Source organism: Rhodanobacter sp. A1T4 (genome assembly GCF_014207185.1).
Taxonomy (GTDB): domain Bacteria; phylum Pseudomonadota; class Gammaproteobacteria; order Xanthomonadales; family Rhodanobacteraceae; genus Rhodanobacter.
Window position 1 is genome coordinate 67371 of the sequence record NZ_JACHCP010000002.1, and the last position, 21352, is coordinate 88722.

At 61.7% G+C, this 21352-nt stretch carries 18 protein-coding genes; 7 read left to right on the top strand and 11 right to left on the bottom strand.

Features of this window, described 5'->3' with window-relative positions:
- Positions 1-7: 7 nt before the first annotated feature.
- On the bottom strand, positions 8-514 hold the full coding sequence (locus HDE80_RS03525; RefSeq protein WP_184667961.1) for a hypothetical protein: 507 nt from the start codon (positions 512-514) through the stop codon (positions 8-10).
- Between the two features lie 48 nt (positions 515-562).
- Between HDE80_RS03525 and HDE80_RS03530 the strand changes: the two genes are divergently transcribed.
- Positions 563-1843, top strand: coding sequence for an ectonucleotide pyrophosphatase/phosphodiesterase (locus tag HDE80_RS03530; protein WP_184667963.1), 1281 nt, complete (start codon positions 563-565; stop codon positions 1841-1843).
- A 7-nt stretch (positions 1844-1850) separates the two neighbouring features.
- Positions 1851-2765: a LysR family transcriptional regulator gene (locus HDE80_RS03535; protein WP_184667965.1), complete on the top strand. Its 915-nt coding sequence runs from the start codon at positions 1851-1853 to the stop codon at positions 2763-2765.
- A gap of 9 nt (positions 2766-2774) precedes the next feature.
- Here HDE80_RS03535 and HDE80_RS03540 read toward each other — a convergent pair whose 3' ends face one another.
- The 5 genes from HDE80_RS03540 to HDE80_RS03560 form a co-directional block, all read right to left on the bottom strand.
- The gene (locus tag HDE80_RS03540; protein ID WP_184667967.1) at positions 2775-3158 is read right to left on the bottom strand and encodes a VOC family protein; all 384 of its coding nucleotides are present in this window, start codon (positions 3156-3158) and stop codon (positions 2775-2777) included.
- Complete coding sequence (locus tag HDE80_RS03545) at positions 3155-4435, bottom strand: MFS transporter (RefSeq protein WP_184667969.1); 1281 nt, start codon at positions 4433-4435, stop codon at positions 3155-3157. The genes HDE80_RS03540 and HDE80_RS03545 overlap by 4 nt, the downstream gene beginning before the upstream one ends.
- 149 nt (positions 4436-4584) lie before the next feature.
- The gene (locus HDE80_RS03550) at positions 4585-5745 is read right to left on the bottom strand and encodes an AAA family ATPase (protein ID WP_184667971.1); all 1161 of its coding nucleotides are present in this window, start codon (positions 5743-5745) and stop codon (positions 4585-4587) included.
- A gap of 403 nt (positions 5746-6148) precedes the next feature.
- Positions 6149-9157: a glycoside hydrolase domain-containing protein gene (locus HDE80_RS03555; RefSeq protein ID WP_184667973.1), complete on the bottom strand. Its 3009-nt coding sequence runs from the start codon at positions 9155-9157 to the stop codon at positions 6149-6151.
- A 92-nt stretch (positions 9158-9249) separates the two neighbouring features.
- Positions 9250-10251, bottom strand: coding sequence for a multidrug resistance efflux transporter family protein (locus HDE80_RS03560; RefSeq protein ID WP_184667975.1), 1002 nt, complete (start codon positions 10249-10251; stop codon positions 9250-9252).
- Positions 10252-10406: 155 nt separating this feature from the next.
- Here HDE80_RS03560 and HDE80_RS03565 point away from each other — a divergent pair, with 155 nt between their 5' ends.
- Positions 10407-11156, top strand: coding sequence for a nuclear transport factor 2 family protein (locus HDE80_RS03565; RefSeq protein WP_184667977.1), 750 nt, complete (start codon positions 10407-10409; stop codon positions 11154-11156).
- A 135-nt stretch (positions 11157-11291) separates the two neighbouring features.
- Here the strand turns inward: HDE80_RS03565 and HDE80_RS03570 are convergent, their stop codons facing one another.
- Together HDE80_RS03570 and HDE80_RS03575 are read right to left on the bottom strand one after the other, a co-directional pair.
- Entirely contained in the window at positions 11292-12659 is a 1368-nt protein-coding gene (locus tag HDE80_RS03570) for a HAMP domain-containing sensor histidine kinase (RefSeq protein ID WP_184667979.1), read from the bottom strand.
- Positions 12656-13342 (bottom strand): response regulator, encoded by a 687-nt coding sequence (locus HDE80_RS03575; RefSeq protein ID WP_184603999.1) that lies wholly within the window; start codon positions 13340-13342, stop codon positions 12656-12658. The genes HDE80_RS03570 and HDE80_RS03575 overlap by 4 nt, the downstream gene beginning before the upstream one ends.
- 166 nt (positions 13343-13508) lie before the next feature.
- Between HDE80_RS03575 and HDE80_RS03580 the strand changes: the two genes are divergently transcribed.
- Positions 13509-14021: a Spy/CpxP family protein refolding chaperone gene (locus HDE80_RS03580; protein WP_184667981.1), complete on the top strand. Its 513-nt coding sequence runs from the start codon at positions 13509-13511 to the stop codon at positions 14019-14021.
- A 95-nt stretch (positions 14022-14116) separates the two neighbouring features.
- On the opposite strand, the gene HDE80_RS03585 is transcribed toward HDE80_RS03580, so the two are convergent.
- A complete protein-coding gene (locus HDE80_RS03585; RefSeq protein ID WP_184667983.1) occupies positions 14117-14287 on the bottom strand; it encodes a YXWGXW repeat-containing protein in 171 nt (56 codons plus the stop codon).
- Positions 14288-14407: 120 nt separating this feature from the next.
- On the bottom strand, positions 14408-15778 hold the full coding sequence (locus tag HDE80_RS03590) for a formimidoylglutamate deiminase (RefSeq protein WP_345776407.1): 1371 nt from the start codon (positions 15776-15778) through the stop codon (positions 14408-14410).
- A 96-nt stretch (positions 15779-15874) separates the two neighbouring features.
- Here HDE80_RS03590 and HDE80_RS03595 point away from each other — a divergent pair, with 96 nt between their 5' ends.
- The 3 genes from HDE80_RS03595 (at position 15875) to hutI (ending at position 20327) form a co-directional block, all read left to right on the top strand.
- Positions 15875-17443 carry a bifunctional GNAT family N-acetyltransferase/carbon-nitrogen hydrolase family protein gene (locus HDE80_RS03595; RefSeq protein ID WP_184603993.1) on the top strand — a complete coding sequence of 523 codons (1569 nt, stop codon included), beginning with the start codon at positions 15875-15877 and terminating at the stop codon, positions 17441-17443.
- 116 nt (positions 17444-17559) lie between these two features.
- Positions 17560-19068: a chloride channel protein gene (locus tag HDE80_RS03600; protein ID WP_184667985.1), complete on the top strand. Its 1509-nt coding sequence runs from the start codon at positions 17560-17562 to the stop codon at positions 19066-19068.
- 23 nt (positions 19069-19091) lie between these two features.
- Positions 19092-20327, top strand: a complete 1236-nt coding sequence (gene hutI / locus HDE80_RS03605; RefSeq protein WP_184667987.1) for an imidazolonepropionase — start codon at positions 19092-19094, stop codon at positions 20325-20327.
- A gap of 30 nt (positions 20328-20357) precedes the next feature.
- On the opposite strand, the gene lpxK is transcribed toward hutI, so the two are convergent.
- Positions 20358-21350, bottom strand: coding sequence for a tetraacyldisaccharide 4'-kinase (lpxK, locus tag HDE80_RS03610; RefSeq protein WP_184667989.1), 993 nt, complete (start codon positions 21348-21350; stop codon positions 20358-20360).
- Positions 21351-21352: the final 2 nt, after the last annotated feature.

A 21352-nucleotide genomic window follows, 5' to 3' on the forward strand; every position in this document is an offset into this window, starting at 1 on the left:
ACCAGGATCAGCCGCCGCTTGCCGGCTTCGATGGCGGATTGTTCGCCGGGACAACCAACCGGCCGGAGGGCGGTGGTGTGGTGTTGTAGCGATCGATGATGCTCTGCTGCCGCGCCCGATCCGTTCGCTGCTGCGCGGCGTCGGCCTGATCCATCTGCTGCTGCATCTGCGAATTGTTGTCGTACGGTCGGCGAGAGTTGTCGCGAACGACCTGATGGTTCTGTTGCTCTACCTGCGCCTGCTGCAGCTGACCGCGCAGTTGCGCCTGTCGCATCGTCTGCTGAAACTGTGCATTGGCCGATGGTTGCACGATCACGATTCGCGGCACCGGTGCCGGTGGTGCAGGCTTTGCCGGGGGCGTCGCCGCAACAGCGATGCCGATGGGTGCAACCACCAGCACGGTCAACAGACGTCGCGAAAACACCGCCTGTTTTGGTGACGCGGGCCGGATAGTCGCAGAGGCACTCAGTGCACACTCAACCGATGCCGCAGGGATCTGAGATGTATTCGTCATGGCTCTGCGCGATCATGGGGACAGTGAAAGCATATTGAGAGCCTCTGCATGAAAATCCTGTTGCGCCCTTTGTTAGTTCTGCTGGTGGCATTCAGCACCGGTTGCGTCACGCAGCCACACCCATCGTCAACACCCCACTCGCCAGTCAGCCAGCCTGCTCCGCTACTGCTGATTTCGATCGACGCGTACCGCGCCGACTACATCACGCGCGGCTTGAGCCCCACGCTCGCAATGCTGGCGCAGGACGGCGTACAGGCGGACTCCATGCAGCCGTCGTTTCCGTCGCTGACGTTTCCCAACCACTACACCATCGTCACCGGCCTGCGCCCCGATCACCACGGCATCGTCGACAACACGATGACCGATCCACAGCTGGGCAAGTTTTCGTTGAAGAATCGCAAGGCGGTGAGCGACGGTCGCTGGTGGGACGAGGGCACGCCGATCTGGGAAACCGCCGATGCCCACGGCCTGCGCACTGCCACCATGTTCTGGCCCGGCGCGGAAGCGGACATCCACGGCCAACATCCGGATGACTGGAAGCCGTTCGATGGCGCCGTGACGGCGGATGCCCGGGTGGACCAGGTACTGGCCTGGCTCAATGTACCGGCGGCACAGCGGCCGACCTTTCTCACTCTGTATTTCGATGCAGTGGATCACGCCGGTCACGAATACGGCCCGGACTCGCCGCAGGTCAACGACGCGCTGCGCCATACCGACGACGCGATGGCGCGATTGGTGCGCGGACTGAAACAGGATGGCCTGTTCGATCAAATGAACATCATCGTGCTCGCCGATCACGGCATGGCCAGTGTGCCGTTGGCGAACAGCGTGATGATCGACAAGCTGATACCGCTCGACAAGGTACAGACGGTGGGCTTGGGCGTTCTTGCTGGCTTCAATCCGAAATCGGGTACCACGAACGCCGACAGCGATTTCGCATCGATCGAACGGACGATGGAACAGCCCCAGCAGCACATGCACTGCTGGGACAAGACCCGTGTGCCAAAACGCCTTGCGTACGGCAGCAACCCGCGCGTGCCGCAACTGCTGTGCCTGGCCGATGTCGGCTGGCGCATTACCACCGCGGATTACGCCACCAGCCATGTAGGCCATATCAGTGTCGGTGAACACGGTTACGACAATGCCGACCCGCTGATGCAGGCACTGTTTATCGCGCATGGCCCGGACTTTCGCGACGGTGCGAAGGTGCCCACGTTCCCGAATGTAGACGTCTATCCGCTGATGACGCATCTGCTGCAGATCCCCGCCGCGCCGAACGATGGCAATTACGATGCGGTGAAGAGCATGCTGAAGCCGGACGCTCGTTGAAACTCGCATGAGTATCGAGCTGCGTCATCTGCGCTATTTTCTCGCTGTGGCCGACGAGTTGCACTTTGGCCGCGCAGCGGAGCGGCTTGGCATGTCGCAGCCGCCGCTCAGTCAGCAGATACGTCAGCTCGAGGCACTGGTCAGCGCACGCCTGTTCACCCGCACCAACCGCCGGGTAACGCTGACCGATGCCGGCAAGCTTTTTCTGGTCGAGGCGCAGGACATCCTTACGCGCGTCGATCACGCGATCGATCTGGCACAGCGGGCACAGCGCGGTGAAGTCGGTGAGCTACGCATCGGTTTTACCCGCTCCACACCGCTGTCCGGGCATATTCCGCGCGCGATCTTTGCATTCCGCGAGGCGACCCCGTCCGTGCAACTGCAGCTGCAGGAAATGAATTCGCTGCAGCAGATCGACGCCCTGCTCGACCGACGGCTGCAGATGGGCATCGTGCGCGGCAACGTGTTGCCGGACACGCTGGTATCGAAACGGCTGTTTCGCGATCCGCTGGTCGCCGTGCTGCGCGAGGATCATCCCTTGATGGCAAAACTCGGCAAAAGTCGTCGCCTGCGCACCGAATGGCTGGCGCAGGAATCGTTTGTGCTGTTTGGCCGATCGGCCGGCGCCGGCATCCACGATCATGTGATCACGCTATGCCGCAATGCCGGTTTTACACCACGCGTGGTGCAGGATGCGCATGAAGCCTCCACCATCGTCGGACTGGTCGCCGCTGGACTCGGCGTGTCGATACTGCCGGCGTCATGCGAACACATTGGCGTTGTCGGCGTGGCCTACGTACCGCTGACCGATCCGGCAGCGATGTCGGAGATCCACGTGGTGCATCGGCGCGACGAGCGCTCGCCCTTGGTCGCCAAGTTTGTGCGGTTGCTGCTCACGCGCATGCGCGATGCCGGAACTTGACGAGCATGCTTAGTCCAGATAATTGCTGACTTCGATCAGGTTGCGATCGGGATCGCGAAAATACACCGACAGAATCGGCCCATGCGCACCGGTGCGTTTCACCGGACCTTCCAGCACGGCAACACCGCAACTTTCCAGGTGAGTGATCACCTCGGGCACCGGCACGCGGGTGATAAAGCACACGTCGATCGCACCAGGTGTCGGTCGGTCGGCCTTGGGCTCAAACTCGTGTTTGTACTGATGCAGATTGAGCTTCTGCACGCCGAACACCAACGCCTTGCGGCCCTCACCAAAGGTGACCGTTTGCATGCCGAGCACGCGTTCGTAGAAGGCACAGGTCGCGTCGATATCGGCAACGGTAAGCACAAGATGGTCGAGTGCATCGATTTTCATGGCATGGCTCCTTTTGTCATGGGGGTTGGCGGTGTCGCGACGTTGACCAGTGGCGGCAATTGATAGAGTTTCCAGGCGATCAGCAGACCGATCAGTACCAACACGCCGACAAACGCCGCCACGCCGTTCCAACCAGCAGCGGCGTAGAACAAGCCACCGCTGGCGCCCGCGATGCTCGATCCCATGTAATAACCGAACAGGTACATCGACGATGCCTGCGCCTTGGCATTGCCGGCGCGACGGCCGACCCAGCTGCTGACGATCGAATGACCGCCGAAGAAACCGAAGGTGATCGCCACGATGCCCAGCATGATCAGCCACAGTGACGACAGCATCGTCAGGCCGACGCCGACCAGCATCATCGCGAACGCCGTCCATAACACCTTGCGACGACCTAGCCTGCCCGCAAGGCTGCCCATCCATGCCGAACTGAAGGTGCCGATCAGGTAGATGCCGAAGATCAGGCCGACCACGGTCTGGCTGAGGTTGAACGGTGGTGCCAGCAGGCGATAGCCAAGGTAGTTGTAAACGGTGACGAAAGCACCGAGCAGCAGAAAGCCTTCGAGGAAAAGCCATGGCAGACCGGGATCACGAAACATCCGGGTAAAGCGCTCGAACAGGGCACGGGCGCGCAGCGGCTGTGGAATGAAATGACGCGTCGGCGGCAGCGCACGCCAGAAAACAAGACCACAAACCAGACCGATGATGCCGACCACACTGACGCCGATATGCCAGCCAAAATAATCGGACAGCACACCGGTAATCAGCCGCCCGCTCATGCCGCCGACTGCGCTGCCGCTGATATACAGACCCATGCCGAGGCCGATCGATTCCGGATGCATCTCCTCGCTGAGATATGTCATGGCCACAGCGGGCAATCCGCTGAGAGTGATCCCAAGCACGGTGCGAACAACCAGCAAAGCCGTCCAGCTCGGCATCCAGGCGGAAATCAGCACCAGCACCGCCGACACCAGCAGCGACACCACCATCACCGACTTGCGGCCAACAGCGTCGGACACCGCACCGGCAAACAACATCATGACCGCCAGCACGCCGGTAGTCAGCGACAACGACAGCGCGCTGGTCGCCGCGCTCACGTGATAGTCGCGGGTGAACTCCGGCATCAGCGGCTGCACGCAGTAGAGCAGTCCAAACGTGGCGAAACCCGCTGCAAACAGCGCCAGATTGGTGCGCCGGAATGCCGGCGTGCCATGGCGAATCCAGTCGGACTCGATCGCCAATGCTATCTCGGCCTGAATGTTCTGCAGGCGTCCCATCTTGCTGCTCCCATCCGATGACGACATGCCACCACGCAACAAGATTAATCCATCGTATCGAGACGATCGATCATGCAAAACATCCGCTTTGAGAGGTTTTGCATATCGAAGTGGGCAATGAAAGCACCCGCAAAATACCGCTTTTCACCTCATCGCTCAGGCCAGTACCACGCGGGCTCATCGAGCTGACCCTGACCAATAATGCGGGTTTGACTAAGGTCTTTTTCAAGGGCAACCGTATTGCAGTCAGACACGTTTTCAAGCGCCGCGATAAGGCGAGGCGCGTGCGACACCACCCAAATTTGGCTGCGCTTCGACGCCTTCTCGATCAGCCGCGCCAGCGCTGGCAGCAGATCAGGATGGAGGCTGGTTTCCGGCTCGTTCAACACCATCAGCGGCGGCGGCCGTGGAGTGTGCAAGGCCGCAATCCACAGAAGGTAGCGCAGCGTGCCATCGGACAGCTCGGCCGAGGACAGCGGCCGCAGCAGACCATGCTGGCGAAACATCAGGCCGAAGCGGTCGTCGCTATTAGTCACGCTGACCGAGGCACCGGGAAAGGCATCCTCGACCGCTTCATCGAGCGCCTGGACATCACCAATTTCGCGAATGGTCTGCCATGCGGCGGCAAGATCGCGGCCGTCGTGACTCAGCACTGGAGTGCGCGTACCCAGTTGCGACCAGCGCGCAGGAGCGTCCATGTCGGAACGGAAATGATCGTAAAAGCGCCAGCCGCGTATCGATTCGCGCAGCGCCATGACCTCCGGCGCGCGCTCGGGGTCGGCGATCTGGGTAAACATACTTTCGAATGCACTCAGATGCTCCGCGACGACACGCCAGCTGCGTCCGTCGCGCACGCGCACCATCGAACCGCGGCGATCCACCAGCAAGTTCGACGAGCGCAGAAACGGACCTGCCCAGATCGCTTCGCGTTTGATTTCCGGGTCCAGGGTAAATGCCGATAGCGATGGCGCGGGAAATCCGAGATCGATTGCGTAACCAAAGTCTTCACCCGAAAAACCCAGTTTGAGCGCAACGGGTTCCTGCCGAGGTGTGCCCTGAATCGGTATTTCGCCCGTCTGCATGCGGCGCGTAATTTTTTCCGGCCCCGCCCACAGCGTCGAAGAAAGGCCGCCCTCGCGTGCGAGCGCATTCACAACGCCACCGTTGGCGGTCTCGGCCAGCAGGCGCAAAGCGCGATACAGATTCGACTTTCCGCTGCCGTTGGCACCGGTAACGAGGTTCAACCGTCCGAGCGGCAGGGTCAGCGATCGCAGCGAACGATAGTTGGCAATCGCCAGCGTACTGAGCATGGATGAAAATCCTTCCGTGGGTCGATCCAGATGTTTTAGCATCTTGGCGGCTTAAACGCAGCAGAGATCACCAACGGTCGATAGCCGCTGCGATGCCCAACAGCGCTTCTTCGAAATCCTTCGGTCTTCGCGTTTCGCCAAGCATCAATCAGCTGATGCAAGCGAACGTTGGGTTTATGGCTCGCATCAGCGAGCCACCCTACGGGCCATTCGCTGCGCGAATGTTCGTTTCGGCACCCGCCTCACGGTCGCAGGCTCAACCCAACCTACCAATCACGATCGCCCTGCCGATGGTTGATGTCAGAACGCGCCGTTTATAGTTCGTAGGTTGGGGAGAGCGTAGCGATGCCCAACAGCACGTCGCCAAGACTCTCCATTTTCGCGGCGACTCCGCTTCAATGAGCTAATCCAGTATCAACAACCAGCCCTTGCCCGGCTCGACGGGAATCGCTTCGCCCGGCTTGAACTGTGCGGCTGGCTGAAAACCGTCGACGGCTGGCGCAACCAGTTTGGCGTCGCGCGGTTTCAGCCCCAGCGCCTTCCAGTCGATCAGCAGCTTCACGTCGGTCTTCTGCGGCGCCCATGAGGCAATCGCAATCAGCGTTTTGCCGTCGCGTACGTAGCTGGTGGCGAGCACATCGTCCCGCATGGTTTTCACTGGTGCATCGTGGACCCACCAGCCGATCATCTGCGCCTGTTCGATGCCGAAGCTGTCCCACAGCTTCCACAGCGGCCGCGGGTTGCTGCCGGCCGACCAGCCGAGCCGACTGGTCATGCCGAACAACATGCCGCGCCAGGGATTGCCATCGTTCTGCAGCATCTCGCCCATCAGGCCATACGGGATGCCGGAAATTTCGGTGAGCCAGTAACTGGGTGAGGTTTTCTCGTAGTCGAATTCCTCACCGAACCACAGCCGATCGATATACGGGAACAGCTCCATGTAGAGCAGCGCGCTGTTGATGTAGCCGTCGCGTGCATCGAACTGGCTGGCCGAATGCAGATCGATCAGTGGGTGCGGCCGATGCGCTTCGAGTACCTTGCGCACGCGCTTCATGGTGACGCGGTCGTATGCCACATCATCGAGGTAGAGCCCGTCAATGCCGATGTTGCGTGCCAGCCAGTCCAACCCTTCGATGTAGTAATTGTTCCAGCGGCTTTGGCCGGAATCGATCACGGCTGCGTCGCGATCTTCCGGCACATGCCAGGCGGCGATGTAGTCGCCATCGAGATGCTCCTGCAGCCAGGAGAAGCCACCACCTTTGCCGCCGCTGATGATCTCGTGCCCCAGCGATTCCAGCATCGGCAGTTCTGGCGCACGGTCGGACAACTCGCGGATGGTGTCGTAGATCTTCACTTCCATGCCGCGTTGGTGCGCCGCATCGATGTACGCACGCATCGCCTCCGGCTCGAGGAACGGATAATTGATCCAAGGATTGATTGGCGTGGCGTGATGGATATTCACCACGTTTGCACCATCGGCCTTGATGCTGTCGAGGTCGTCGTACTTGTGGAAGTAGCGCTCGGCGAAATGTTCGGCCGGGTTGATCAGCTTGAACGGCGTGACGCGCATGACGACGTTGAAGTGCAGCGTCTGGCCGGCGCTCAGCGTGCGGGGGCCGCTATAGGCGTTGACCACATAACGCGCACCGTCGCGCTTGAGCGTGATACCACCCTGCCCATTGTTATCCCACGACACAGGCATGCGCAGCGGTTGCTGATGATAGAAGTTGGTGTTGAGTGGACGGCGATAGTCATCATCGCGCAAATGAAACTCAAGCCCTGCATTGACGGCGCCAATCCATGCACCGTCCTGATTGTTTTCAACGTTCCATTTCCAGCTGAAGTCCGTAGGCACGTGATCGCCGGCACGCCCCAGGCCAAGCTCGTATTGCGCCATGTCGCTGCGTAACGGAACCTGCAGGCGTATATCGCTGAGCGTCACCAACGTGCTTGTGGTCAAAGCGATGGCGTACGTCAGTGTACCGTCCGCTTCCAAACTCGCCTTGACGTCACCTTGCAGTGGTCCGGCTTGGGCCGCCATCTGCCAATGCGCTTTGGCGGGTCCATCGCGTTGGATATCCGGCACACCGTGACTGATTAATCCGTGCGTGCCGTTGGCATCCTGCACAAGTAGTTCTATCGGTGCGGCGAGCAGCGGGTGTGATCGGTTCGCCATACGCGTCATGCGTTCGTCGAACTGACTTTCGATCTGCGATGGCAGGCCGTTGCTCGCCAACGTGATGCTGCGACCAAGAATGCCCAGTCGACCGCCATTGACAGTGATGGCGGTAAACGGCCTAACCAGCTCGTCATCCTGCGCGATTCGCGAATTGAGCCAACGCAGGCGCGTGAGCTTCGAGGGATCATTATCGCCATGCGCGACCACGTTGCCCGACGCCACGGTAATCACCAGCGGCACTTTCTGCGGCGGCACGCCATCGGCGCCAATGGTCAGCTCAGCGCGATACGTGCCCGGTTTCGCGTCGGCAGGAATATCCAGACCCATCCATAAGGGCTGTACGCGGCCCTGCGCTACATCGACGCGAGTGGTGAACGGCTGACCGGCGTAGTCGATGCCGCCGAGGTTGAAACAGGTCAGCGCGCTGGCTGGGATGATCGCGCCATCCGGTCCGTGCAGATCGACCACGCCGACTTTCACATCGCTCACCGCAACATGCGGTGCCCACAACCCGATCTGAAAACTCAGATATTCGCCACGCTGCACGCTGTCGTCCAACGCGCCGCCGGTGCCATGAATTGCCCAGCGTTCGGGGATCTGATCGAACATGCGCACCGGATGCTCGCGTGTCTCGGGAAACAGCAGCAAGGACGATCCGGTATTGGCTGCCAACAGATGCTGCAGCTCCTGCGGCGTGGCGACGCGTTCCATGCCGGTATAGGCGTCGAAATCGTCGACCGCTTCGTAGCGCAGCACCTGCGCCTGCGGCAGACGTTTCCAAGCCACCGGATCGTAGCCCATTGTTTTTATCCACTCGGGGTTGGCTGTGTCTTTCGGCGCCGCATAGCTCACCGTCGGATAATTGCTGCGGCCATTGCTCAGATAGGGCTGGTAATAGATCGCGTAAATGCCTGCCTGCTTCGCTGCGAACACCAGCTCGCCAGAGGCCTGCTCGATCACGCCGCGCAGCACGTTACTGACCACACTTCCGTCCGGTGCCGTAACGATCACCGCGACCTGTTCCGGATGGAGATCGCGCCGACGCCATGGAATGGTTACGTGCACCGCATCGGCCGGTTTGGCCACCTGTACCAGGTACCGATGGTTACCGACTTTCGATGCATCCCAACGCAGGGCTGACATGGATGCAGGTATCTGTGCCTCGCAAGCCACCATCGCCATCAAGCCCAGCAATGCACTCACCACCAGCCACGTATAACGCCGCTTGCTCATCGTGTTTTCAGCTACCCACCGTCAGAAGCCGACAGGTGTAGCGCGTGCCTTTTGATCACGCAAGCCAACGGATGCCCTATTGTCCGCGAGGATCAGGCGCCGCGATCACTACGCAAGGCGCTCACTGCTTCATCGTTGCCCGCCGAATCACGGCCACTGAGCCAGCTGAACAGGCCGATGCCGACTACGATGCCCAGCGCGCCGAAAGCGGCGTATCCGTGCGGCCACGCCTCGCCGAGAAACAGCACACCAAGCAAGGTGGCGAACAGCAGCTCGGCTGCCTGCATCGCCTCCACCGCAGCCAGTGCGGTGGGCTCGCTGCGCACCATGTCGGTGGCCCGGAAAAACAACACGGTAGCGATGGTCCCCGACGACAGCGCCACACCGGCAGCGAGCAACATCTCGCGCAGATTTGGCGGGCCAATCGTGAACCACGCGATGACTGCGAACAGCAGCCACAGCGGCCAGCTGCACAGCGTCATGCCGAACACTCGCTGCACGGCGGAGATATGGCTGGCACCCTGCTTCGGGCTGGTCTGCTCAAGATGCAGCAACAGGCCGCGGTTACCCAGCGGATACGCGAATGCCGCCAGCGCTACGGCGGCGATCGCCAGCCAGTCGCCTGCTGACAGACGACCCTGCGCATGCCCCCACTGCAAGGTGAACACGCCAGCGACGATCAACACGCCAATCGCCAGGCTGCGCCACGCCAGCCGGCGGCGTTCATCGCGATAAAGCAGCGGCGCCAGTAGTGGACCGGCCAGCACGGTGATCTGGAAACTGCCGGCGATCAACCACGACGGGCCGCTGCTGGCCGCCCACGTCAACGGAATGCCGAACAATACGAATCCCACACTGCTCCATAGCAGCCACGGACGCGGATAACGGCGCAGCTCCTGCGGCAGCGCGCCCAGGCCACCCTGCCACGGCAGCACCAACGCCAGCAGCGGCAGGGTGAACAAATAGCGCAGGATCACTGCCCACTGCCAATGGCCACCGCCCGCGACCAGGCTGCGATTGAGCACATAAGTCAACGTGAAAAACAGCGCCGAACAAAGCGCCAGACCCACGGCGGCAAGCGAAGACGAGCGCATAAAAATCCGGTCAGAGTGACGGCAATCCGCAGTGTTGCAAATCAACTATCGAATGCGAAGCATGCCGCCTCAGTGCATGTCTCTACATGACTTCATACACATGCCGCAACTGCGCACCAGGCCCAGACTTGCGGCATCCATCATGGAGAAACTTCATGCGGACATTTGGGCTGGCATCGGCGCTGGTATGGCTCACGTTTCTGCAAGTACCGGCGCTGCATGCGACGCAAGCCCCTGACGCATTGCGTGATCATCTGTTGGCGATCACGCAGGCCTGGGTGGATGCGATTCCTCAAGGCAGGCAGGACGTGTGGCGGCACACGCTGACGGATGACGCGGTGATTATCGACGAGTTCGGCCGTATCCAACACAAACAGGATGCGGTGGCGTCGCTGCGGCCGTTTCCACCAGGCTTGTCTGGCAGCATCGAATTGCGCGATCCGCACGTGCAGCAATACGGCGATACTGCCCTGCTGCAAGTCGAGCAGTACGAACGCGAGAACGTATTCGGGCAACAACTGACCGTGCGCTACCAGTCGCTGCTCACCTTCGTGAAGCACGATGGCATGTGGAAGCTGGCCGGCGCCGAGGACGTGACGATCCCGACAGCGCCCCCCAAACTGCAGATCAGCGGACTCAAACCAGACGACTACATCGGCAACTATCGTTATGCAACGGACCATGCATGGTCGGTCAGCGTGAAGGATGGCGTGCTCGGTTACATCACCAAGGCAGGTCGGCCGTTCAACCGAATCGAGCCGATCGCCAAAGATGTGTTCATGGGCACCGACGACGAAAGGAACCTGCTGATCTTTCGTCGCGATGCCGCCGGTCATATCACCGAACTGATCGAACGGCGCAAGTTCAACGATCTGCATCTTGTACGCGACACCGTGGCCGGCTGAAACCTGTCAGCCGCCAGCAAGCGAACGACACCTGCCGCCCGAGTTGCGCGCGTTCATGGACTTTCTGTGTGAGTCCGGAGTCATCGGCCTGAACGTGGCTGTCGACGGCTTGCCGCCATGCCAGCTATCGTCTGGTCATGGCGACTCCGATCCCGCAAGCGGCAACTGCAGACGCACTTCCAGTCCGCCATGCTGACCGTTGCTGGCGTGGATCTCGCCACCGTGCACCTGTACCACGCGCTGCACGATGGCCAGACCCACGCCATGACCATCCGCGCGCACCGCGTTGCTACCGCGGTAGAACGGCCGGAACAAATACGTCAGTTCGGCCTCCGGCACGCCGGGGCCATGATCGCGGATGGACAGTTCGGCACTACCTTGCACACTTTGTACGCTCAACTCCACCACACCGCCGATCGGACTGAACTTGATCGCGTTGGCGATCAAATTTCCGACGGCGCGTTCGAGCAGCAGCGGGCTGCCGGTGATGAACACCGGCGTGTTGGAGGTTATCCGCAGTGACACCTTGCGCACGCCAGCCTCCAGCTCGGCCTGAGTCACGCACTCGCGTATCAACTCGTCGAGTTCGAGGCGCTCGCGGTTCATGCCGGGAATGCCGCCTTCGAGCCGCGACAGCGCCAGCATTTCGCCGGTCATGCGGTCGAGTCGATCGATCTCTTGTTCAGCCTGCAGAAAATACGGCTCGGCTTCGACAGGGTTTTTGCTGCGTTGGGCCAGGTTGAGGATCAGATGCAACCTCGCCAGTGGCGAACGCAGCTCGTGCGAGAGATCCTGCAGCACGCCGCGATCATGCGCGACCAACGCTTCGATGCGCTCGGCCATGGCATCGAAGTCATAAGCAAGCTGGGCCAGCTCGTCGTACTTTTTGCCGCGTCGACGACCCACTCGCGTCGAGAGTTCGCCGGCAGCCATGCGCCGGGTCGCATCACGCAAGGCCTCGACCGGTCGCGCCACGCTGCGTGCAACCCACCAGCTCAGCAAACCGATAAGCAGCAGCAGTAAGGTCAGTTGCACGCCCCACAAAATGAGCTGCCGTGTCTGTGGCGCAATCCGGGCGTGCGTGCGACTCAACGCCACCAGCTGGCGCGGATGACCGTCGTCGCCGGTAATTTGCTGCACAGCCACGTAAAGACCGGGCCACGGCTGCAATACCACGTCCTTGTCTGCGTCGAGCCAGCTCGACAGCGATCGCTCCATGGCCGGATGCAGGCGGATCGGCGACAGCGGCTGGCCTTTTTCGTAAAGCGTGGCGTCAATGCCTTCGTGCCGCTGCTGCATCGACCAATCGGCCAGCGCATTCACGCCACCACTTTCATAGGCCACGTCAGCACCCTGTGCCAGGGCTACCCAGTCGATTTCCTTCGCCGTGGTGTAGTCGATAAAACCGCGCGTCAGCAGGCCACCGACAAACAGCACGAGCAAATTACCGACGCAGAACAACACCAGCAGCCGTCGATAAAGCGAACCCCTGAACAGGCTCACGGTGTGCCCACCACAAGCACGTAGCCTGCCCCACGCACGGAGTCGATGCGTGGCGCTTGCGCCGAGGCTTCGGCCAGCTTGTGCCGCAGACGACTGACGTGGACGTCGACGCTACGATCGAAACGTTCCAGTTCGCGGCCGAGCGCAAAGCGCGTCAGCACCGCCTTTTCGACCAGCTCGCCGGCGCGCTGTGCCAGCGCCTGCAGCAGCATGTATTCCGCACCGGTAAGCGAGAGTTCGTTGTCATCGGCAAACGCACGACGTTCGCCCGGCAGCAGGCGCAACACGCCAACCTGCAGCGTGCCTGCGATGGCCGGCGTATTGCGCCGCAGCTGCGCGCGCACGCGTGCCAGCAGCTCGCGCGGCAGGCACGGTTTGGACAGGTAGTCGTCTGCACCCAATTCCAACCCAACGATGCGATCCACCGGCTCGCCGCGCGCGGACAGCATGATCACCGGCAGCCGGTATTGCAGACGCAGTTCGCGCAAGGTATCCAAGCCATCGCGGCCCGGCATCATCACGTCGAGTATCAGCAGATCAGGGCGCAGCGACTGATTGTGCAATTGCGCCAGCGCGGTGGCACCGTCGTGCGCGACATCCACGTCAAAGCCCTCGCGCTGCAGGTAATCGGCCAGCAGGCTGCACAGGGCGCGGTCATCATCAACAATCAGGATTCGGGACATGGTGCTCGGATGCCATATGGCGGTGGATTCGTGCGACAGCTAAGCCTTGCAGCGGGTGCAACACCACGTTCTTTACCCATCTTTACCTCATGGCAAAGAACATATACGCGGGGGCATCGTCAAATATACGCAACAACTCACCCCAACCACTACCAAGGTATTTCTTATGCGCAAGAGCCTCACACTCAGCCTGGTCCTGGCGTCGGCCATGGCCCTCACCACACTCGCTGTCTCCGCTCAGCAAGGTCCTGGCGGCTGGCATGGCGGCCATGGCGGCCACGGCCATGGGCAGTTCCTGGCGCTAAGCAAGCTCAACCTGACTACGGCTCAGCAAGCCAGCATCAAACAGATTGTCCAGACCAGCTTTGCGCAGAACAAGACCCAGCGCCAGGCACTCCATCAGCAGCGCGAGGCTTTTGAAGCCCTGACTCCGGATCAGGTCGGTTACCAGGCAGCCGCCGCCAGCCTGGCTCAGGCCGAAGGCGCTGCCACCACGCAGCGTGTGCAGCAGCAGGCCGCCATCCGCACGCAGATCTATGCTGTGTTGACCACCCAGCAGAAGGCACAGTACGCCACGCTGAAGACACAGCAGCAGGCGCGCAAGGCACAGTGGGAACAGTTCAAGGCACAGAACCCGGTGTCGACCACGGCCGCCTCGACTTCATCGCAAGCGCAGTAAGCTCCAATCCACTGATAGATAGTGCATTACCCGATGGCACCAGCAGCAAAGCTGGCGCCATCGGGTTTTTTTGAAACGAACTTAACGGTAGTCACTCAGCGATAACCCCAGTGACCACCAACCCAGACATGCTGGGGAGCCCAATAGCCCGTGATCCAGACGCGCTGATGGTAAGGGCGCGGCGGCACCACGATGCAGCCGGACAATGAAAGGGCGCCGCCCATCAGGGCAGCGGAAATCAGCAGGGTAGACATGAATCGACGCATGGGAACACTCCGTGATGGGGATGTGTGCCCAGTAACGCGGTCGTGACAGCAGCCGATGACGTGCTCTCGCCTTGTCGATGGCTGTCATTCATTTGGCTAACAGTCAGCAAGGGCGGAGCCTTAGCCCGCTGCCAACCCAGTGACAGTGTGGCGATAGCGTGCAGCGATGCGTTCCTCGTCGCGATGCCGGAAATCACGCACCACCCACTCGCCGCCGCACATCACGTCGCGCACCTGCGGCGTGTTTCCCGCGAACAGAAAACTGTCGATCACCGATGATGCGTCGCGTGCAGCCAGCAGCGGTGAGCTTTCGTCCAGCACCAGCAGGTCGGCGCGCGCGCCATTGCGCAGCTCACCGATCGGCAGCCCGGATGCCTGGGCACCGCCGCTCAATGCCGCTCGCCACAGGGTTTCGCCCACGCTGGCACCAGGACGACGCGCACCGATATTGCGATGGCGCGAGACCAGCCGCTGGCCGTATTCGAGCCAGCGCAACTCTTCCACCGGTGAGATGGAGATGTGCGAATCCGAACCGATACCAAGCCTGCCACCGGCATCGAGGTAATCCGCCAGCGGAAATAGCCCGTCGCCAAGATTCGCTTCCGTCGTGGGGCACAAGCCAGCCACCGCACCGCTGCTTGCCAGCCGGGAGGTTTCGTTATCGGTCAGATGCGTGGCGTGAACCAGGCACCAGCGCGCGTTGACGTCGGCGTTATCGAGCAGCCACTCGACCGGCCGCGCACCGCGCAGGGCGAGGCAATCCTGTACTTCGCCGATCTGCTCAGCGACATGGATATGGATGGGACAGTTCTGCGCCGCTTTGCTGGCGAGTACTTCGCGCATGGCATCGGGCGGCACGGCGCGCAGCGAGTGCAGTGCGATACCGACGCGCAACTGCTCGTTCTCGTATGGCTGCAGCGAATCCAGCAGACGCAGATAACTATCCACGCTGTTGCCGAAGCGGCACTGCCGCGGCGCCAGCGCGCGACCGTCGAAACCGCCGCTCATGTAGAGCACCGGCAGCAAGGTCAGCGCTATGCCCGCCTCGCGTGCGGCCTCGATCAAAGCCAGCGACATCGCTTCTGGCTGCGCGTAAGGCATCCCATCCGGCTGATGATGCAGATAATGAAATTCGCAGACCTGGGTGTAGCCGGCCTTGAGCATTTCGACGTAGAGCTGGGCAGCAATCGCCTGCAACGCCTCCGGACTGATCGCCGCGGCAAACCCGTACATGATTTCGCGCCACGACCAGAAACTGTCGTCGATGCGGCTACGGCGTTCGGCCAGCCCAGCCATCGCGCGCTGAAACGCATGCGAGTGCAGGTTCGGCATGCCGGGCAGCACCCACTGGCCGATCGGCTGCGGTGCGGCGTCGGTGGCAGCTGACAAATTTCCCTCGGCATCCACACCAAGGATCACATCGCTTTGCCAGCCATCCGCATGCCAGCTGCTGGCGGCGCTGTAGTTATAAATACGTGCCTCGTCGCCCACGGCCTTTGCTCCTGACGTAAAACTCAAGTGAGGTAAACCAAAAGTGTAACCGGCACAGTCGCTTTCACTTCACTTTACGTGCGGCATAATCCTGAAATGGCCAAGAAAACCAGTGAACTCAGCCCCAAGCTCCTGCTTCGTCTGGCAACACCGGAAGACGTGCCGCAGCTGGTCGATCTCACCGCGCGCATCTATACCGCCGAATGGGGCCATTCGGCAGAAATGTTGCGCTCGCAGCAAACGCATTTCGCCGCAGGTCAGTTCGTCGTCGAATACGAAGGCAAGGTCGTCGGCTATTGCGCCACGTTCCGTATCGATGAGGCTACGGCGCTGGCGCCGCACACCTGGATGCAGATCACCGGCGGCGGTATGGGTTCGCGCCACAAACAGGACGGCGACTGGCTGTACGGCATGGAAGTGGTGGTACATCCGGATTACCGCGGCATGCGCATCGGTCAGCGGCTGTACCAGGCGCGCAAGCGCCTGTGCATGGATCTGAAACTGCGCGGCATCGTGTTCGGCGGACGCATTCCTGGCCTGGCCAAGAGCATGCAACGTTACGGCACCGCCGAGGCGTATGTGCAAGCCGTGGTCGAGGGCAAGCGTCGTGACCTGACCCTGAGCTTTCAGCTGTCCAACGATTTCGAGGCAATCGGCGTGCTGCGCGCTTACGCGCCCTCGGACTACGATTCATTGGGCTATGCGGTGCACATGGTCTGGCGCAATCCGCAGCTGCTCGATCACCCGGACATGCCGTCGATTCCATCGACGCAGAACATGCCCGATTCGGTGCGCGTGGCGTCGGTGCAGTACCAGCAACGCAAGATCGGATCGTTCGAAGAATTCGCCACGCAGGTCGAATACTTCACCGATATCGCTGCCGATTACAACGCCGATTTCGTCACCTTTCCCGAGCTGATCACGCTGCAGTTGCTGTCGATCGAAAACACCGAGCTGTCGCCGGTCGAATCGATCCGAAAGCTGAGTCAGTACACGCCGCAGGTGAAAGAGTTGTTTGGCCGTCTGGCCGTCCACTACAACATCAACATCATCGCCGGCACGCACCCCACCGAACAGGCCAACGGCGACATCCACAACGTCTGTTATGTGTGCCTGCGCGATGGCTCGATTCACGAGCGCGAAAAGCTGCACCCCACTCCCAGCGAACGCACCGTCTGGAGCATCACCGGCGGCGATACAGCGGCCACGGTGCAAACCGACTGCGGTCCGATCGGCGTGATGATCTGCTACGACTCGGAATTTCCGGAAGTGGCGCGTCACCTCACCGACCAGGGTGCGCTGATCCTGTTCGTGCCGTTCTGTACCGACGTGCGCGAAGGCTACCTGCGCGTGCGCTACTGCTCGCAGGCACGGGCAATCGAAAACCAGTGTTACGTGGTGCTGTCGGGCAACGTCGGCAACCTGCCCGGCGTCAACAACTTCGACATCCAGTATGGCCAGAGCTGCATCCTGACGCCCAGCGATTTTCCGTTCGCGCGCGACGGCATTGCCGCAGACTCCACCCCGAATATCGAAACCGTGCTGTTTGCCGATCTGCGGCTGGAGAGTCTGGCGCGCGCGCGCAACGCCGGCGCGGTACAGAACCTGAAAGATCGCCGCTTCGATCTTTACGAGATGCGCTGGCACACCAAGCCGCGAACCTGACTGCAGCCTGACACTCGGCCTGCCTCGGCAAGGTCTGCAATAATCACCGGATGACTGACCTCACTCCGCCCCACTCGAATCTATCTGACCGGGGCGAGGCCAATCAGGCCCCTTACATGACGAAATCATCCAACCCCCGGCTGCAGGCGGTGCTGGGCCACGAGTTCTTTGCGCCACAGCAGTGGAAGCGACGCATCGCTCTGTGGGCCGGTGCCCTGCTGGTGGCGCTGGCGGCGATCGTGTTTGCCAAGGCGAGCGACTGGTCGTACCACCTGTTTCAGCAGATCCTCACGCACGGTATCTGGATTCCGTTGATCCTCACACCGGTGGTGTTCGCACTGCTGGCCTGGGTCACCGAGGGCAAGCTGCGCGCCACGCGCGGCAGCGGTATTCCGCAAGTCATCGCCACCCTGCATATCGAGGATGAGGGCTTTCGCCAGCGCATGCTGACTCTGCCGATTGCTGCGGGCAAGATGATCCTCACCCTCGTTGCACTGGCCGTTGGCGCCTCGATCGGCCGCGAAGGCCCGACCGTGCACGTGGGTGCCGGCATCTTCTATTCGCTGGGCAAACGCTTTGGTTTCGATGATCCCAAGGCGGCCTCGCGCTTCATTCTCGCCGGCGGTGCTGCCGGTATCGCAGCGGCCTTCAATACGCCGCTGGCCGGTGTGGTATTCGCCATCGAGGAATTGGCTGGCACGTTCGAGCATCGTTTCAGCGGTCTGCTGCTCACCGCGGTAATTGTCGGTGGCGTGGTGTCGCTGGGCATCATGGGCAATTACGCCTACTTCGGCCGGGTAGAAACCCTGCTGCCGCTGGGCCACGCGTGGCTGGCCGTACTGTGGTGCGGTGTGATCTGCGGGCTGCTCGGTGGGCTGTTCGCCCGCCTTATTCTGCTCAGCCGCAATGGCCCGCTGGCTTATATCGGCCGGCTGCGAGCGCGTGGCCCCGTATTGTTTGCCGGTAGCTGCGGGCTTGCCTTGGCGGTCATCGGCGTGCTCTCGCACAACACGGTCTACGGCACGGGCTACGACCAGGCCCGTGCCTTCGTGCAGGAATCGGTGGTCACACCCGGCCAGACCTTCGGCATCGCCAAGCTGCTGGCCAACGTGGTGTCGTATTGGGCCGGCATCCCCGGCGGCATCTTTTCGCCAGCCCTTGCGGTGGGTGCCGGTATCGGCCACAACATCGCCACGTTTCTGCCCAGCGTGCCGGCCGCGTCGGTCGTATTGCTCGGCATGAGTGCGTATCTGTCGGGCGTGACCGGCGCGCCGCTGACCTCTGCAGTGATCGCGATGGAGCTGACCGACAACCAGGACATGGTGATCCCGATCATGGCTGCCTGCCTGCTGGCACGCGCTGCGGCTTCGCTGTTCTGCCCCACGCCGGTCTACAAGGATTTTGCCGAACGCATGGTGCAGGATTTCGAAAAGCAGCAGGCCGCCCAGGCTGAAACCAGCCAGAACGCGGGGCCTGAAGATGAGGTCATGCAACACGTCGGCAACACCACCGCCTTCGACGAACCGGCCGGACCGGTTGCCGACGAACCAGTTGATGACGAGCCGACAGATCTCGACTCCGACGGCGAAGAGCCACCCGGCAAAACACCACCCAACGCAACCTGAGGCCATCAAGGAGCCTGCGAAACATGAGCACGCCACGCTGGGATCGACTGCTGATGAATGCCACGCTGGCGACGTTTGTCGGCGACGCACCGTGCGGCCTGATCGAACGCGGTGCCATCGCGATCCATCGTGGCCGCATCGCCTGGGTCGGGCGCGTGGACGCTTTACCGGCGGCGCCCGACACACTGGCTGCGATCGTGGATTCACTCGATGGCGCGCTGGTCACGCCTGGTTTGGTCGACTGCCACACGCATCTGGTATTTGCCGGCGATCGCGCCCACGAGTTCGATCTGCGCTTGAATGGTGCCAGCTATGAGGACATTGCGCGGGCTGGCGGCGGCATCATATCCAGCGTCACGGCCACGCGCGGCGCTTCGGAAGAGCAGCTATACGCGCAGTCGCTGCCGCGCGCCCTGGCCCTGCTCGCCGACGGCGTGACCACGTTGGAAATCAAATCCGGCTACGGGCTGAATCTGGATGGCGAACGCCGCATGTTGCGCGTCGCCCGACGCCTGGGGCGTGAGCTTGGCATGACGGTGCGTACCAGCTTCCTCGGCCTGCACGCGCTGCCGCCCGAGTACAAGGATCGGCGCGACGATTACGTCACGCTGGTATGCGACGAGATCCTGCCGACACTGGCGGCGGAAAAGCTGGTCGACGCGGTCGATGCATTCTGCGAATCGATCGGTTTCAGCCATGCGGAAACCCGTCGCCTGTTCGAACGCGCCAAACAGCTCGGCCTGCCGGTGAAGCTGCATGCCGAACAATTGTCCGATCTGCATGGTGCCGCGCTCGTGGCTGAATATGGTGGCCTTTCTGCCGACCATCTGGAGCACCTCAGCGAGTCCGGCATTGCAGCCATGGCTGCCGCCGGCACCGTCGCGGTGCTGCTTCCCGGCGCATTCTACGCGCTGCGCGAAACGAAATTGCCGCCAGTCGAACAGCTACGCAAGCATGCTGTAGCAATGGCGATTGCCACCGACTGCAACCCCGGCACCTCGCCGCTGCTGTCGCTGCGGCTGGCCGCCGGCATGGGCTGCACACTGTTTCGGCTGACGCCCGAAGAGGCGCTGCGCGGCGTGACTGTCAACGCCGCACGTGCGCTCGGCCTCGCCGATCGTGGCACGCTGGCGGTCGATCAGCGTGCCGATCTCGTTGTGTGGAATGCGCGTCAGCCGGCTGAACTCTGTTACTGGATCGGCGGTAATTTGGTGCGTCAGGTCTGGCTTGGCGGCGAGCCGGTTGCGACTACGACCTGATCTCGACTACCCAAGTCACTGCCCCGACTTTCAGGGCTTGATACCCGGGCGCAACCGCACAATACGTTCGACCAACGCCGCGTAGAACGTCTTCGGCAGATCGGCACGTACAGGCACTCGCCACCAGTCGGCTTTGGCGAAGCGCTGGCACTTCACCGCGTCCTTGTCGGTCATCAGCACAGGCAAACCATCAGCAAAATCCAGATCCGCAGGTACAAACTGATGATGATCGGCGAAGGCATGATCGATCACATCGATACCGACTTCGCGCAGGCTGTCGAAGAAACGCCGTGGATTGCCAATCGCCGCGACCGCGTGGACGCATTGCCCTGCGAACGCTGCAAGCGACTGGCGTCGACCATCACTCAGCGACACGATGTCGCCACCGCGCAGTTGCATCGGGTACTCGCCGTCGGCTGCGATGCCGCCGTTGCATACACGCAAATCCACGCGCTGCAATCGACGCATCGGTTCGCGCAAGGGACCGGATGGCAATAGCCGCCCGTTACCGAAGCGGCGAACGCCATCGATCACGCAGATTTCCACATCACGTGCCAACCGATAATGTTGCAAGCCGTCGTCGGCGATAACCACATTGCAGCCCGCGTCGAGCAGCAGTCGAGCTGCCGCTGGACGATCGCGCCCGACGGCCACCGGCACGCCGCTGACGCGGATCAGACAAGGCTCATCGCCTACCTGCGCCGGATCGGGCGCATCCCCCAGCAGCAGTGGCTCGCGCTGACTGCCGCCGTAGCCACGACTGACGACGCCCGGTCGATAGCCGCGATCGCGCAAGGCTTCGACCACGGCGATGGTCAGTGGCGTCTTGCCAGTGCCACCGACGCTCAGGTTACCGATCACGATAACGGGGGCTGGCAAAACCACGCTGCGTCTGACGCCTGACTGATAGAGCCATCCGCGCAGCCGGATCGCGGCGCCGTATATATTGGATAGCGGGCTGGCCCACCATGGTGCGAGGCCGTTACCGTACCAGGCTGATTCGAGTGTATCGATCAGCGCCATGG

Excerpts from the sequence above, each read along its gene's own strand:
- HDE80_RS03565 (WP_184667977.1), top strand. The coding sequence starts at position 10,407 with ATGCGGACATTTGGGCTGGCATCGGCGCTGGTATGGCTCACGTTTCTG.
- HDE80_RS03575 (WP_184603999.1), bottom strand. The coding sequence starts at position 13,342 with ATGTCCCGAATCCTGATTGTTGATGATGACCGCGCCCTGTGCAGCCTG.
- HDE80_RS03580 (WP_184667981.1), top strand. The coding sequence starts at position 13,509 with ATGCGCAAGAGCCTCACACTCAGCCTGGTCCTGGCGTCGGCCATGGCC.
- HDE80_RS03545 (WP_184667969.1), bottom strand. The coding sequence starts at position 4,435 with ATGGGACGCCTGCAGAACATTCAGGCCGAGATAGCATTGGCGATCGAG.
- HDE80_RS03585 (WP_184667983.1), bottom strand. The coding sequence starts at position 14,287 with ATGCGTCGATTCATGTCTACCCTGCTGATTTCCGCTGCCCTGATGGGC.
- HDE80_RS03530 (WP_184667963.1), top strand. The coding sequence starts at position 563 with ATGAAAATCCTGTTGCGCCCTTTGTTAGTTCTGCTGGTGGCATTCAGC.
- HDE80_RS03555 (WP_184667973.1), bottom strand. The coding sequence starts at position 9,157 with ATGAGCAAGCGGCGTTATACGTGGCTGGTGGTGAGTGCATTGCTGGGC.
- lpxK (WP_184667989.1), bottom strand. The coding sequence starts at position 21,350 with ATGGCGCTGATCGATACACTCGAATCAGCCTGGTACGGTAACGGCCTC.
- HDE80_RS03550 (WP_184667971.1), bottom strand. The coding sequence starts at position 5,745 with ATGCTCAGTACGCTGGCGATTGCCAACTATCGTTCGCTGCGATCGCTG.
- HDE80_RS03540 (WP_184667967.1), bottom strand. The coding sequence starts at position 3,158 with ATGAAAATCGATGCACTCGACCATCTTGTGCTTACCGTTGCCGATATC.
- HDE80_RS03595 (WP_184603993.1), top strand. The coding sequence starts at position 15,875 with ATGGCCAAGAAAACCAGTGAACTCAGCCCCAAGCTCCTGCTTCGTCTG.
- HDE80_RS03600 (WP_184667985.1), top strand. The coding sequence starts at position 17,560 with ATGACGAAATCATCCAACCCCCGGCTGCAGGCGGTGCTGGGCCACGAG.
- HDE80_RS03525 (WP_184667961.1), bottom strand. The coding sequence starts at position 514 with ATGACGAATACATCTCAGATCCCTGCGGCATCGGTTGAGTGTGCACTG.
- HDE80_RS03535 (WP_184667965.1), top strand. The coding sequence starts at position 1,851 with ATGAGTATCGAGCTGCGTCATCTGCGCTATTTTCTCGCTGTGGCCGAC.
- hutI (WP_184667987.1), top strand. The coding sequence starts at position 19,092 with ATGAGCACGCCACGCTGGGATCGACTGCTGATGAATGCCACGCTGGCG.
- HDE80_RS03560 (WP_184667975.1), bottom strand. The coding sequence starts at position 10,251 with ATGCGCTCGTCTTCGCTTGCCGCCGTGGGTCTGGCGCTTTGTTCGGCG.